General features: G+C 72.1%; 11 protein-coding genes. 6 read left to right on the forward strand and 5 right to left on the reverse strand.

The window, feature by feature from the left end; all coding sequences use genetic code 11:
* The first annotated feature begins 32 nt into the window (after positions 1-32).
* A complete protein-coding gene (locus ACFC0G_RS21585; protein WP_376405553.1) occupies positions 33-626 on the forward strand; it encodes a histidine phosphatase family protein in 594 nt (197 codons plus the stop codon).
* 22 nt (positions 627-648) lie between these two features.
* On the opposite strand, the gene ACFC0G_RS21590 is transcribed toward ACFC0G_RS21585, so the two are convergent.
* A complete protein-coding gene (locus ACFC0G_RS21590; protein ID WP_376405555.1) occupies positions 649-1,935 on the reverse strand; it encodes a tetratricopeptide repeat protein in 1,287 nt (428 codons plus the stop codon).
* Positions 1,936-2,160: 225 nt separating this feature from the next.
* On the opposite strand from ACFC0G_RS21590, the gene ACFC0G_RS21595 reads away from it, so the two are divergent.
* Positions 2,161-2,604, forward strand: a complete 444-nt coding sequence (locus ACFC0G_RS21595) for a hypothetical protein (protein WP_376405557.1) — start codon at positions 2,161-2,163, stop codon at positions 2,602-2,604.
* 48 nt (positions 2,605-2,652) lie between these two features.
* A complete protein-coding gene (locus tag ACFC0G_RS21600) occupies positions 2,653-3,528 on the forward strand; it encodes a spermidine synthase (RefSeq protein ID WP_376405559.1) in 876 nt (291 codons plus the stop codon).
* Positions 3,529-3,546: 18 nt separating this feature from the next.
* On the opposite strand, the gene ACFC0G_RS21605 is transcribed toward ACFC0G_RS21600, so the two are convergent.
* A complete protein-coding gene (locus ACFC0G_RS21605) occupies positions 3,547-4,155 on the reverse strand; it encodes a hypothetical protein (protein WP_376405561.1) in 609 nt (202 codons plus the stop codon).
* A gap of 123 nt (positions 4,156-4,278) precedes the next feature.
* Between ACFC0G_RS21605 and ACFC0G_RS21610 the strand changes: the two genes are divergently transcribed.
* The 3 genes from ACFC0G_RS21610 (at position 4,279) to ACFC0G_RS21620 (ending at position 8,110) form a co-directional block, all read left to right on the forward strand.
* Entirely contained in the window at positions 4,279-4,980 is a 702-nt protein-coding gene (locus ACFC0G_RS21610) for a response regulator transcription factor (protein WP_376405563.1), read from the forward strand.
* Positions 4,977-6,386, forward strand: coding sequence for a sensor histidine kinase (locus tag ACFC0G_RS21615; RefSeq protein WP_376405565.1), 1,410 nt, complete (start codon positions 4,977-4,979; stop codon positions 6,384-6,386). Before ACFC0G_RS21610 ends, ACFC0G_RS21615 begins: the two co-directional genes overlap by 4 nt.
* Before the next feature lie 167 nt (positions 6,387-6,553).
* The gene (locus ACFC0G_RS21620; protein ID WP_376405568.1) at positions 6,554-8,110 is read left to right on the forward strand and encodes a cellulose binding domain-containing protein; all 1,557 of its coding nucleotides are present in this window, start codon (positions 6,554-6,556) and stop codon (positions 8,108-8,110) included.
* Between the two features lie 117 nt (positions 8,111-8,227).
* On the opposite strand, the gene ACFC0G_RS21625 is transcribed toward ACFC0G_RS21620, so the two are convergent.
* The 3 genes from ACFC0G_RS21625 to aspT (ACFC0G_RS21635) are packed head-to-tail and all read right to left on the reverse strand — an operon-like array spanning position 8,228 to position 13,302.
* Positions 8,228-9,877 carry a bifunctional aspartate transaminase/aspartate 4-decarboxylase gene (locus tag ACFC0G_RS21625; protein WP_376405570.1) on the reverse strand — a complete coding sequence of 550 codons (1,650 nt, stop codon included), beginning with the start codon at positions 9,875-9,877 and terminating at the stop codon, positions 8,228-8,230.
* Positions 9,878-9,906: 29 nt separating this feature from the next.
* Positions 9,907-11,610: an aspartate-alanine antiporter gene (aspT, locus tag ACFC0G_RS21630; RefSeq protein ID WP_376405572.1), complete on the reverse strand. Its 1,704-nt coding sequence runs from the start codon at positions 11,608-11,610 to the stop codon at positions 9,907-9,909.
* A gap of 9 nt (positions 11,611-11,619) precedes the next feature.
* Positions 11,620-13,302 carry an aspartate-alanine antiporter gene (gene aspT, locus ACFC0G_RS21635; RefSeq protein ID WP_376405574.1) on the reverse strand — a complete coding sequence of 561 codons (1,683 nt, stop codon included), beginning with the start codon at positions 13,300-13,302 and terminating at the stop codon, positions 11,620-11,622.
* Positions 13,303-13,405 lie beyond the last annotated feature (103 nt).

Genomic DNA, 13,405 nt, shown 5'->3' on the forward strand with positions numbered 1-13,405 from the left:
CCGCACACCGTGAACCCCTGGAGAGCCTTCCCATGGCACCGCGCATCCTGCTCGCCCGGCACGGCCAGACCGAGTGGTCTCTTCTCGGCCGGCACACCGGCAGGACCGACATCCCCCTGCTCGACGAGGGCCGGCGCGGCGCGAAGCTGCTCGGCGAGCGGCTCCACCGCGGACCCTGGCGGGGGCTGCCCGACGTGGAGGTGCGCACCAGCCCGCTGGTCCGGGCGAGCGAGACCTGCGAGATCGCCGGCTTCGGCGACCGCGCCGAGCCGTGGGACGCGCTGATGGAGTGGGACTACGGGGCGTACGAAGGGATGACCCCGGCCCAGATCCAGGCCGTCCGCCCCGGCTGGCTGATCTGGCGCGACGCCGTTCCCGAGGGGGAGTCGCTCGCGCAGCTGTCGGCCCGCGCCGACGAGATCGTCGAGTGGGCCCGCTCCGCCGACCGCGACGTCCTGGTCTTCGCCCACGGCCACATCCTGCGGTCGATCGGCGCGCGCTGGCTGGGCGAGGACGTCTCGTTCGCCTCCCGCATCCGCCTCGACCCGACGAGCCTCTCGGCCCTGGGCTGGGCGTACGGCGCGCCGGCGATCGAGCGCTGGAACGACACCGGCCACCTGGAGTAGAGGGCCCTGGCGGCCCCGGCCGTCAGTACGCGGCGAGGACCCTGCTCGTCTCCGCGAGCATCCCGCGGATCCGGGCCGAGGCGATGCCTTCGAGGGAGTCCACGACGCGCTTCGCCTCCGCCGCCGCCTCGTCCGGGCGCCCGGCGTGCGCCAGGTCCTTGGCCAGATGGGCGCGGTAGAGCGCGAGGTTCCGGGCGAAGTACGGATTCTGCAGGACCGTGGCCCGGTGGGCGTGGCGGGCGGCGCGGCCCCAGTCGCCGAGGGCCGACCAGCACTGGGCCTCCAGGGCCTCCCGCTCGGGCTCGCCGAAGAACGACATCCACTCGGGGTCGCCGTCGGAGGGCCCCCGGTCGAAGTGCCCGTGGGCGCGGCCGAGGGCCTGCTCGCAGGCGGACCGGTCGCCGAGCCCCGCCCACGCGGCCGCCTCCCGCAGCGAGAGCAGCGACAGCAGCCGGGCCGAGTCGAGGGGCTGCGCGGCCCGCAGCCCCGCCTGGGCCGCCCGGACGGCCTCCCGGTACTTGCCGGTGTCCCGGGCCAGGAACGAGGTGTTGCAGAAGGCGTGCGCCTCCAGGGCCGCGTTCCCCGAGACCCGCGCGGTGGCGAGGGCCTCCGCGTAGTGCGAGCGCGCGTCCTCGTGGCGGCCCGAGTCGTGGGCGAGCCAGCCGACGGAGAGGGACAGCTCGCCGGCGCCCGCGTGCAGCCGGTCCTCGGTGGAGCGGCGGGTCATCGTTCCCGTGTCGAGCAGCGCGTACGCGGTACGGAGCGGCTGCGCGGCCACCTTGTAGAGCCCGTCGGCGCCGTGCCGGTCGTCGAGCAGACGGATCTGCCGTACGGCCTCCTCGACGGCCCGGACCTCGGCCTCGCCGATCCTGTGGGTGCCGCGGGGGGCGGGGATCGCGACGACGGGGCCGCCGAGTCCCAGCGAGGCGGCCGCCAGGGTGGCGGAGCCGCTCGTCATGAATGCGCGACGCAGCACGTCGCTCTCCTCATCGTTCCGGGTCGTGATCGCGGCGGGAGGCGGAGCCCCGGCCGGGGCGGCCTGCCGCCGGCCGCGTACGGTCTCGCGCGCGGAGAAGCCCAGGTCGGAGAGGCCGAGTCCGGGGAACATGTGCAGGAAGACCCGCTCGTACGCGTAGTTGGGGCAGCGGATCTCGCCCGCTTCCACGCGCCCGATGTAGCGGGCGTCGCACGCGACCTGTTCGCCGATCTCCCGCGCCGCCCGGCGGACAGCCGCGGCGAACTCCGCCGGCGAGTGCTGTCCGCGGAGCCGGCGGAAGGCGAGATTGGGAACTGCCCGTGACATCGCCATGGCCGAGCCCTCTCCTGGTGCTGCCGGGTGGTCCGGCGGCAAGAACGTACCTGCTGTGACCGGATGCGTACGCTGAGTTTGGCTACAAATCGGATATCTCGCCTGCGATCTGCCATGAACTGCCATCCTTTGCAGCGGCATGCCGCCGTAGCCGTTGACGCGCACGGGCGTTGAACCGTAAGGGAGAGACGGAACGTGTCTCCTCTGGAGCGAGGAGGGGTCCCCATGACGGACATCGGTTCGCAGTCGGCCACGTGGCACGCACCCGCCCCGGACGGCGGCGCCCCCCAGCCCCCCGTCGAGCCCTGGGACCTGGTGACCGTGCCGGTCCGGCAGGGCCTGGAGGCCGTCGACATCCTGCGCCGCGGCAGCGCCCCCGCGGTCGGCCCGGTGGTGCACGACGGGGCCTGCGACACCCTCGGCTTCCTCGTCCCGCCGGGCACGGCCGCGGCCTGGGACATGCCGGGCAGCGCGTGTACGCGGACCTCGGGGCGCGGGCTCCGCCTCCCCGAGCTGCCGGAACTGCCCGAACCGACGGGCGACACGCCCCGCCCGGCCGGCTGGCTGCTGCCGCCGGGGGACACCGACCCCGTCACCGACCCGGTCGTGCTGCGCGAGGCGCTCGGCGAGGCGGCCCGGCTCATCGAAGCGGCCGACGGCTGCCACTGAGCCCCCCGGCGGGCGTACCGGCGGGGTCGTGCCGGAGATGCCCCGATAATGGGGACCGTGGCCAGGAACAAACAGCGTGACCGGGCGGCCTCCGCCGCCTCCGTCGCCGAGACCGTCGACGGCGGGCTCGCCGAACTCATACCCGACCGGGAACGTCCGCGCGCCTGGACGCTGCTCATCGACGGCGCCCCCCAGTCGCACGTCGACCTCGACGACCCGGCCCACCTCTCCTTCGAGTACCAGCGGCGCCTCGGCCACATCGCCGACCTCACCGCCCCGCCGAACCGGCCGCTCCAGGTCGTGCACCTCGGCGGCGGCGCCTTCACCCTCGCCCGGTACGTCGCCGCGACCCGGCCCCGCTCCACCCAGCAGATCGTCGAGCTCGACGGGCCCCTGGTCCAGCTCGTCCGCCGGGAACTGCCCCTCGACGCGGGGGCGCGCATCCGGGTCCGCTCAACAGACGCCCGCGCCGGACTCGCCAAGGTGCAGGACGGCTGGGCGGACCTCGTCATCGCCGACGTGTTCAGCGGGGCCCGCACCCCGGCCCATCTCACCAGCACCGAGTTCCTCGGCGAGGTGCGGCGGGTCCTGAAGCCCGGCGGCTTCTACGCGGCGAACCTCGCCGACGGCCCGCCCCTGACCCATCTGCGCGGCCAGATCGCCACGGCCGCCGCCGTCTTCCCCGAACTCGCGCTGACCGCCGACCCCACGGTGCTGCGCGGCCGCCGCTTCGGCAACGCGGTGCTGCTCGCCTCCGACCGCGAGCTGCCGGTGGCCGAGCTCACCCGCCGGGTCGCCACCGATCCGCACCCGGGCCGGGTGGAGCACGGCCGGGAGCTCGCCGACTTCGCCGGCGGAGCGGCCCCCGTCACCGACGCGAGCGCCAAGCCCTCGCCCGTACCGCCCGCGTCTGTCTTCCGCTGAGCCGGGGGCCGGGGCCGGTCAGGTCTGCCGGTCCTCGATCTCCACGCGGGGCGCGCTGTCGTGCCACAGGCAGAAGACCGAGAGCTCGCGGCCGCCCTGGGTGAAGGTGACCCGGATCCACGTCGGCTGCTTCCACACCTGCATCTGCCAGCCGGACGCGGGCGTCGCCGAGACCAGCTCGGCGGACGTCTCGCCGAGGTCGAACGTGACCCGGCCGCCGTCGACCGTGTAGCTCTTCACCGAGGAGGCGGAGGCGGCCGCGCCGGTGGTGGCGGGCGCGGGCGTGGTGGTGGCGGGCGCCGCGGCCGTGGTCTCCGGCCGGCCGGAAGGAGGCGAAGCGGGGGCCGAAGAGGGGGTGGCGGAGGTCGTGCGCCGCTCGCTCGGCGTGGACTTCGGGGACGGCGGCGCCGAGGCCCCGGGGGTCTCGGAACCGTGCGTCGAGGAGGTCAGCGGATCACCGCCGGACACGGCCGACGCGTCCTCGGTGGTGCCGACCGGCAGCGGCAGCGCGCGCGGAGGGTCGTACACCGTGCCGGACAGCACCGTGTGCACTCCCCACCAGGACAGGGTGACCGCCGCGCCGGTGGCGAGCGACCAGGCCAGGGCGTGAACGAGTCCTCTTCGCACCGGCCCATAGTGCACCACCCTGTGAGGGGGCGTACGCGAGGGTGGACCTGGGGCGTGCCCGGCGGATCATGACCGGGGTCGCCCCTGCTCACCTGTTCCCCCGAATGGCGTACGGTGCGGCCCATGGCAAGTGTGCTCGTGGTCGAGGACGACCAGTTCGTGCGCTCCGCCCTCATCCGCCAGCTCTCCGAGGCCTCCCACACGGTACGGAGCGTCGGTACGGCTCTGGAGGCGTTGCGCGAGGTCGCCCATTTCCGTTTCGACGTGGTCATCCTGGACCTCGGACTGCCCGACCTGGACGGGTCCGAGGCGCTCAAGATGCTGCGCGGAATCACCGACGTACCGGTGATCATCGCGACCGCCCGGGACGACGAGGCCGAAATCGTACGGCTCCTGCACGCCGGCGCGGACGACTACCTCGTGAAGCCCTTCTCGGTGGACCACCTCTCGGCCCGCATGGCGGCCGTCCTGCGCCGGGCGCGGTCCGCCGCCGGCGAGGCGCCCCCCTCCCGGGCCATCCGGGTCGGCGGGCTCACCGTCGACCCGCTGCGCCGTCAGGCGGAGCTGGACGGGGCGCCGTTGGACCTCACCCGGCGCGAGTTCGACCTGCTGGCCTTCCTCGCCGGGCGGCCCGGTGTGGTCGTCCCGCGCAAGGAGCTGCTCGCCGAGGTGTGGCAGCAGTCCTACGGCGACGACCAGACCATCGACGTCCATCTGTCGTGGCTGCGCCGGAAGTTGGGGGAGACGGCCGCCAGGCCCCGCTACCTGCACACCCTGCGCGGCGTGGGCGTGAAGCTGGAGCCGCCCCGGGAGCCGCAGCCGTGAGGTGGGCGCTCGTCAAGGTGTCGCTGGCCGTCACCGTCATGGTCGTCGTCGCCTTCGCCGTACCCCTCGGGCTCGTCGTCAAGGAGATGGCCCGCGACCGGGCCTTCTCCAACGCCGAACGGCGGGCCGCCGGGCTCGCCCCCGTCCTCGCGATCACCACCGACCGCCAGGAGCTCGACAAGGCCGTCGCCACCACCGAGGACGGGGCCGCCGGGCGGCTCGCCGTCCACGTGCCCGCCGAGGACTCGGGCGGGACCGCGCTGGAGATCGGCACCCGCAGGGCCGACGCGGAGGAGCTCGCCGCCACCCGCCGGCTCGGCCGGGCCTCCATCGCCGAGGTGCCGGGCGGCTTCGCGCTGCTCCAGCCCACGGCGCTCAGCAGCGGAGAGGTCGCCGTCGTCGAACTCTTCGTCCCCGAGGGCGAGGTCACCAACGGTGTCGCCACCGCCTGGCTGGTCCTCGCGGGGGTCGGCATCGCGCTGATCGTCGGCTCCGTCGCCGTCGCCGACCGGCTCGGCGTCCGCATGGTCCGGCCCGCCCAGCGGCTCGCGGGCGCCGCCCACGACCTCGGCGAGGGCCGGCTCGGCGCGCGCGTGCCCGAGGAGGGCCCGCCGGAGCTCAAGTCGGCGGCCGTCGCCTTCAACTCGATGGCCGACCAGGTCGTCCAGCTCCTGGCCAACGAGCGCGAGCTCGCCGCCGACCTCTCCCACCGGCTCCGCACCCCGCTGACGGTGCTGCGGCTCAACGCGGCCTCGCTCGGCTCGGGTCCGGCCGCCGAGCAGACCCGGGCCGCCGTCGAGCAGCTGGAGCGCGAGGTCGACATCATCATCCGTACGGCCCGGGAGGCGAAGCCGCAGACCCAGGCGACGGGTCCCGGCGCCGGCTGCGACGCCGCCGAGGTGGTCCGCGAGCGGATGGACTTCTGGTCGGCGCTCGCGGAGGACGAGGGACGGCGGGTACGGGTCGCGGGCGTCGAGCGTCCGGTACGCATCCCGGTGGCCCGCCCCGAACTCGTCGCCGCCCTCGACGCCCTCCTCGGCAACGTCTTCCGGCACACCGCCGAGGGCACCGCCTTCTCCATCGACGTCCACAACGGCGACGACGCCGTCATCGTCCTGGTCTCCGACGCGGGCGCCGGCATCGCCGACCCCGCCGCCGCCCTGGCCCGCGGCAACAGCGGGGGCAGGCCCGGCTCGACGGGCCTCGGCCTGGACATCGTGCGGCGGATGGCCGAGGCCACCGGGGGAGACGTCGCCATCGGGCACTCCGTGCTCGGCGGCACCGAGGTCCGCGTCTGGATCGGGCTCGACGGGCGCCGCGCGGGCGCCACGACGGGCCGCCGCGGCCACCGCCCGGCCCGCCGCCGCCGCGGCGGCACGGGCACCCGCCGGGCCGCCGACGCCTGAGCGGAACGGGGTGCGCGGGGCCGAACCTTTCGTGGTTCCGATGCCTTCCTTAAGCGGAGCCTAAGAATCCCAACCCCTGGCCGATCGTGGTCATTTGTCCCTTTCCCAGTCGCTAGCGTGCTGCCGCACCCCACCCCCACACCCCGGCACACAGAGGCAGGCACGCGATGGGCACCAGTTCGCACCGGCGCAGGGCGAGCACCAGGACCAAGGTCGTCGGAGCCGTCGTCGCGGCGGCGATCGCCGGCGGCACCGCCTTCGCGCTCGGCGGTACCGCGCAGGCCGCCGCCGTCGGCGCCGCGTACACCCGGACCAGCGCCTGGGCCGGCGGCTACACCGGCCAGTACGTCGTCACCAACGAGACGACCACCACCCAGAACGACTGGACGCTGGAGTTCGACCTCCCGGCGGGGACGGCCATCGGCTCCCTCTGGAACGGCGAGTACACCGTCTCCGGCGGCCACGTCACCGTGCGGCCCGCGAGCTGGAACAAGCAGCTGGCACCCGGCCAGTCCGTCACCGTCGGCTTCGTGACCTCCGCCGCGGGCGCGGCGGGCGATCCGGTCGACTGCCTCATCAACAAGGCCGCGTGCTCCGTCGGAGGCCCCGCCCCCACGCCCAGCGGCCGCCCCACCGAGCAGCCCACCGCGACCGCCTCCCCGCAGCCGACGGCCACGGCCACTGCCACGGCGACCGCTTCCCCCAAGCCGACCGCCACCGCCACGGCGACCGTGAAGCCGACCCCGACGCCGACTCCCACGGCCACGGCCACGGCCACGGTGAAGCCCACCCCGACCCCCACCGCGACGGGCGGCCCCGCCCCCGAGCCCACGGCCGCCAAGTACGCCCCGTACGTCGACACCTCGCTCTACCCGACGTACGACCTGCTCGCGACCGCCGACGCCACCGGCGTGAAGGAGTTCAACCTCGCCTTCATCACCTCCGGCGGCTCCTGCGCCCCGCTCTGGGGCGGGGTCACCGACCTGGCGAACGACAAGGTCGCGGCCCAGATCGGCGCCCTCCGCGCCAAGGGCGGTGACGTCCGCGTCTCCTTCGGCGGCGCCGCCGGCCACGAGCTGGCCCTGAACTGCTCGTCCTCCTCGGCGCTGGCCGCCGCGTACGGCAAGGTCATCGACCAGTACAAGCTCACCAAGGTCGACTTCGACGTCGAGGGCGCGGCCCTGCCGGACACCGCCGCCAACACCCGCCGCTCCCAGGCGATCGCCCAGCTCCAGCAGACCCACCCGGGTCTGAACGTCTCCTTCACCCTGCCGGTCATGCCCGAGGGCCTGACGCAGCCGGGCGTGGCGCTGCTCGCCGACGCGAAGAAGAACGGGGTCCGCGTCGATGCCGTCAACATCATGGCGATGGACTACGGCCCGGCGTACAGCGCGGACATGGGCACGTACGCGATCCAGGCGGCCACCGCCACCCAGGCCCAGGTCAAGGGCGTCCTCGGGCTCTCGGACGAGGCCGCATGGAAGGCCGTCGCGGTCACCCCGATGATCGGCGTGAACGACGTCGCGAGCGAGGTCTTCCGGGTCGACGACGCCACGCAGCTCGTCGACTTCGCGCGGTCGAAGGGGATCGGCTGGCTCTCGATGTGGTCCTCGACCCGTGACAAGCAGTGCGCGGCCGGCGCCGTGAACTACGCCGACGCCACCTGCTCGTCGATCCTCCAGCAGCCCCTGGCCTTCACGAAGGCCTTCGCCGCCTACAAGTAGGCCGCCGGCCGCAGGCCCCCGCAAGGCCACCCCCGTCAGCCGCCCCCGTCCCCCCACAGCGCGCGCCCCGGCCGAGACACCCCACCCCGGCCGGGGCGCGCTTCCCTTCCCGGAGCCTCAGGCGCGGGAGGCCTTCCACTCCTCCGCGTAGTCGTTGAAGATCGCCCGCAGGTGGTGGCCGATCTTCAGGTAGTCCAGGTCGTCGAGGTTGGCCAGGGAGACGCGGACGGACCACTCGGGGCCGTCGAAGCCGCCGCCGTTGAGGAGGACGACGCTGGTCTGCTCGGCCAGCCGGAACAGCGGGTCCACCGGCTCGTAGTTCTTCTCCAGGAAGGCCGCGAAGTCCTTCCCGTGGACCCGTTCGGCCTCCGCGATCAGGTCGAGCTCGATGTAGTACCCGGCCCGCTTCGGGTCGTCGGCGATCTTCATCTGGGCGCCTTCGAGGAGCAGGTCGAGGCGCTGGCGCACGATGGCCCGGATCTTCTCCTTGTACGCCTGGCCCTCGTCCAGCATGTCGAAGAGGGAGAAGAGCGACATCATCACCTGCTGGGGCAGCGAGAGCCCGGCGGTGTGGTTGAGGGCGACCTGCCGGGAGTCGGCGACGAGCCGGTCGATGAACCGGATCTTCCCGGGCTCCAGGCTCAGCGTCCCGTACCGCTTGTCCAGCCGGTCCTTCTCCGCCTGCGGCAGGTTCGCGATCATCCCGTCGATGACGTTGTCGTCGTGGAGGCCGATGACGCCGAGCCGGTGGCCGGTGCAGCCGTAGTGCTTGGAGTACGAGTACACGAGGAGCGTGTTGCGGGGGAGGTCCGCGGCGAGCGAGCGGAAGCCCTCGACGAACGTGCCGTACACGTCGTCCGTGACGAGCAGCAGGTTCGGGTTCCGCGTGGCGACGATGTCCTTGATCTGGTCCGCGACCCGCCGGCTCAGCGCGAGCGACGGCGGGTTGGACGGGTTGACGAGGCAGACCAGCTTCACCGACGGGTCCGCCAGCTTGGCGACCTCCTCCTCGGGGTAGCGCCACTCGCGCACGCCGGTCTCCGCGAAGAGGCTCGCGTGGACGTTGACGACGTCGAACTCGTACGTGTCGAGCTCGGGGATCTCGATGTACGGGGTGAAGACCGGCACCATCAGGGCGATCTTGTCGCCCTTCTTCAGGATCCCGTTCTTCATGAGGGAGTCGAAGATGTAGCACATGGCGGCCGTGCCGCCCTCGGTCGCGAAGAGCGACAGATTGCCGGCCGGCGGGCGCTTGTCGAACATCTCGTCGTGCACGTAGCCGCGGACGATCTGCTCGGTGTGGGCCAGGATCCGGTCCGGCACCGGGTAGTTGTCGCCGATCGTGCTGTCGGTCAGCTCGTGGACGAAGGCGTCCTTGTCGAAGCCGAAGCGCTCGACGGCGTACGCGACGCAGTCCTGGAGCATCTCGACGCCGGGCAGGTCCGGGTGCTGCCGGACGAAGGTGTCGAAGCGGGTGCCGGAGCCGGCGAGTTCGGGCATGCCGCCGAGGTTGTCGGCGGTCCACACGCGGCGCGACTCGGAGAGCGCGAAGTAGCCGAGCGCGTAGAACGCCTCGCGGGGGCCGGTGGCGACCCAGTTCGGGTTGCCGCGGCCCGCGTTGAGCATCTGGGCCTGCGACTTCTCCTTCTGGCCGGGCTTGTCGGCCTGCGCGGCCTGCGCGATCTGGATGAACTTGTCCTTCAGCTCGAACGGCGAGAGCTGCGCGAAGGACTGGATCTCCTCGCGGGTGAAGGTGGTCTTGGGCACGGCTCGTCCTTACTGGTGAGGGGTTCGCGTCAGTGGTTGAGGATGACGATCACGGCACCCCAGATGGTCAGCAGGACGTTGCCCACCGCGTAGGGGATCGTGTAACCGAGCGTCGGGATCTGCGACTTGGACTGTTCGTTGATCGCGCCGATCGCCGCGGTCGTCGTCTGGCCGCCGGCCAGGACGCCCATCAGGATCGGGAAGCGGATCTTCTGGACGTAGTGGCCGTACAGGAAGCCCACGATCAGCGGGATCACCGTCGCCACCGCGCCCCAGACCAGCAGTCCCCAGCCGGCCGTCGACAGGCCGCTGGTGAAGCTGGGGCCGGCGTTGATGCCGACGACCGCGACGAAGAGGCAGAGGCCGAGGGTGTCCATGAACCACTGGGCGCCGGGCGGCACGTTGCCGTACGTCGGGTACTTGCCGCGGATCCAGCCGAAGACCAGGCCCATGATCAGCGCGCCGCCGGAGGTGGAGAGCGAGATCGGCACGCCCGACACGGTGAGCGCCGGGATGCCGATGCAGCCGCCGAGGAAGATGCCGAGGCCCACCCAGAGCATGTCGGTGGCGAAGGAGGTCGGCACGGGCTTGCCGATCGCCTTGCCCGCCGGGTCCACGAGCCGCTTCGGGCCCGTCAGGACGACCGTGTCGCCGCGCTCCAGGGCCGTGGAGAGCCGGTACGGGAACTCCGCGCCCGAGCGGTAGATCTTGTCGATGTACACGCCGACCATGAAGGGCTCGCGCCGCAGGTCGGCGACCGTCTTGCCGAGCTGTGCCTTGTCCGAGGCGACGACGTGCAGCGACTCGGTCTGGTAGCCGAGCAGCTCGACGTCGTCGGTCTCCGGGCCGATGTGGGTCCGGGCGTCGAACTCGACGAGCGAGCCGCGCAGCGCGCTGACGGCCACGACGTCGCCCTCGCGGAGCACCGTCGACTGCGTGTGGTCGATGATCTTCCCGTCGCGCCGCACCCGCGTGAGGTAGATGCGGTGGCCGAGCTCCCGCTGCTGGTTCTCGAAGTCGTCGATCGTCCGGCCGACGAGGTCGGGGCGGTCGATGCGGTACGCGCGGAGGACGACCTCGTAGTAGCCCTCGGCCAGGTCGGGGTCGTCGCCCGGCGCGTCCAGCTCCTTGGCTAGCTGCGCCGACTCGGCGGCCAGGTCCCGCTTGTAGAGCTTGGGCAGGACGTTGGCGAGGAGCATCGCGCAGAGGATCGTGCCGAGCGGGTACGTGACGGCGTAGCCGATCGCGACCAGGTTCTCCTCGTTCTTCATCTGGCCGGCGGAGAGCCCCGGCAGGTTGCCGATGGCGTCCTGGGCGACACCGATGACGGCGGACTGGGTGAGCGCGCCGCCGAGGAGACCGGCCGAGAGCCCGGGGCCGTACCCGAGCATCACGGCGAAGCCCCAGGAGACGAGCAGACCCGTCACACAGACGATGACCGCGTTGAGGACCTGCGGCAGGCCGTCCTTCTTCAGGCCGCGGAAGAACTGCGGGCCGACCTTGTAGCCGAGGGCGAAGAGGAACATCGTGAAGAAGAGGTTCTTCACCGTGCCGTCGATCGTGACCTTGAACTGCGCGCCGAGCAGCAGACCGGCGACCAGACAGCCGGTGACGGCGCCCAGCGCGATCGCCTTGTAGCGGAGCTTGCCGAAGAGGAAGCCGAGCGCGACCGTGATGAAGATCAGCAGCTCGGGGTGGGGCTGGAAGATGTTCCGGTTGAGGAAATCGATCATGGGTTCCTCTCACGCTCCGAGGATGCCGACGAGCAGGGGGCCGGTCAGCGGAAGCAGGAAGTTGGAGAGCGTGTACGTGACCGTGTAGCCGAGCATCGGTACCGAGCTCTGGGCGACCTGGGTGATCGAGGTGATCGCGGGCGTCGAGCACTGCTGGCCCGCGATGGCGCCGATGAGCAGCGGCTTCTCGATCTTCAGGAACTTGCGGCCGACGATCAGCGAGATCGTCGCCGGCACCAGGACCATCGCGATCCCGGCGAACGGCAGCAGCGCCCCGTACTCCTTGAGCAGCGGCCAGGCCTGCGGGCCGGAGATCAGACCCGTACAGGCGATGAAGATCGCGAGGCCCATGTCCTTGAGGGTGGTGGCGGCCTGCGGCGGGAAGGCGCCGAAGGTCTGCGTGCGGGAGCGGAACCAGCCGAAGAGCAGGCCGGAGATGAGGCAGCCGCCGCCCGTGCCGAGCGACAGCGGGACGTCGCCGAACTCGACCACGACCTGCCCGAGGAGCGAACCGCAGACGATGCCGAGGCCCAGGTAGATGAAGTCCGTGGCGTCGTTCTTGACGACCGCGCCGACCTTGGACGCCAGCTTCCCGAGGCCCGAGCGGGAGCCGACCAGGGTGAGCACGTCACCGCGGCCGACGACGGTCTCCGGGGTCGCCGGCAGATGCTGTTCGTTGCGCACCACGTCCGTCACGTACACCCCGCCGGAGGAGAACTCCGGGTGCTCCTTGAAGAGGGTGTCCAGGGACTTGTCGACGATGCTCTTGTCGGTCAGCGAGACCTCGGTGGTGGCGAGCGGGGTGTCCAGGCCGGGGACGGCCGGGGTCTCCGGTCCGATGACCCGCCCCGCCTCGATGATGTTCGCCCGCCGGCCGACCGTCAGCACGAGGTCGGAGAGGGTCAGCTCGAAGTCGGGCGGGGGAGGGGTGAGGACCTTGCTGCCCCGCTTCACCGCCTCGATCGTGACCCGGTCGCCGAGCCGCCGCTCCAGGTCGCCGACCTTGGCGCCGTCCGCGAGGGTGACCAGGAACGTCCGGCCGACCATGCCCGGGAGCGCCTCGCGCTCGTCGGACTCCAGGCCGCCGCCGGAGCCGCGCATCTTCTCCCACAGCTCGCGCGAGGCGTCGCGGAGGTTGATCCGCAGCATCATCGGCATGATCTGGCTGGTGTAGATGACGATGGTGACGAGGCCGAAGAGGTAGCAGACCGTGTACGCGGTGGCCACATGGCCCTGGTACTCGCTGATCTGCGCCTGCGTCAGGTCGGAGAGGTTGCCGATGGCCTCCGTGGCCGTACCGACGACCGCGGACTCGGTGGCGGCCCCGGCGAGGATGCCGGCGGCGGTGCCGACGTCGAGGTCGAAGGCCTCGGCGAGGCCGAGGGCGATGCCGACGACGCAGACGACCTCGATGAGGCAGAGGGCGAAGAAGCGCAGGCTCTTCTTGTTGAGGTTGGAGAAGAACTGCGGCCCCGCCATGTAGCCGAGTGAGAAGATGAAGAGCGCGAAGAAGATCGTCTTCACGTCGTCGGAGACGGTGACCTTCGTCCAGGCGCCCACGAGCAGCGAGACGATCAGGGTGCCGCAGATGCCGCCGAGCGTGATGGGACCGACCCGGAGCTTGCCGACGAGGTAGCCGGCCGAGAGGCAGAGGAAGAGGGCGAGTTCGGGATTGTCACGCAGGACTCCCATCCGCCGTCACCTCGCCCGAGGGGGAGAAAAGGTAAGAAGATCGGACATAAGGGGAAGTTAACAGCGGGTGGGGGTTTATGGATCAACGCCTCGCCCGTACGGG

This window comes from Streptomyces sp. NPDC056169, from assembly GCF_042268445.1.
Taxonomy (GTDB): Bacteria; Actinomycetota; Actinomycetes; order Streptomycetales; family Streptomycetaceae; genus Streptomyces.

Bases quoted from the DNA above. Each gene is read 5' to 3' on its own strand.
- ACFC0G_RS21585 (WP_376405553.1), top strand. From the start codon at position 33: ATGGCACCGCGCATCCTGCTCGCCCGGCACGGCCAGACCGAGTGGTCT.
- ACFC0G_RS21590 (WP_376405555.1), bottom strand. From the start codon at position 1,935: ATGGCGATGTCACGGGCAGTTCCCAATCTCGCCTTCCGCCGGCTCCGC.
- ACFC0G_RS21595 (WP_376405557.1), top strand. From the start codon at position 2,161: ATGACGGACATCGGTTCGCAGTCGGCCACGTGGCACGCACCCGCCCCG.
- ACFC0G_RS21600 (WP_376405559.1), top strand. From the start codon at position 2,653: ATGGGGACCGTGGCCAGGAACAAACAGCGTGACCGGGCGGCCTCCGCC.
- ACFC0G_RS21610 (WP_376405563.1), top strand. From the start codon at position 4,279: ATGGCAAGTGTGCTCGTGGTCGAGGACGACCAGTTCGTGCGCTCCGCC.
- ACFC0G_RS21620 (WP_376405568.1), top strand. From the start codon at position 6,554: ATGGGCACCAGTTCGCACCGGCGCAGGGCGAGCACCAGGACCAAGGTC.
- aspT (WP_376405572.1), bottom strand. From the start codon at position 11,610: ATGATCGATTTCCTCAACCGGAACATCTTCCAGCCCCACCCCGAGCTG.
- aspT (WP_376405574.1), bottom strand. From the start codon at position 13,302: ATGGGAGTCCTGCGTGACAATCCCGAACTCGCCCTCTTCCTCTGCCTC.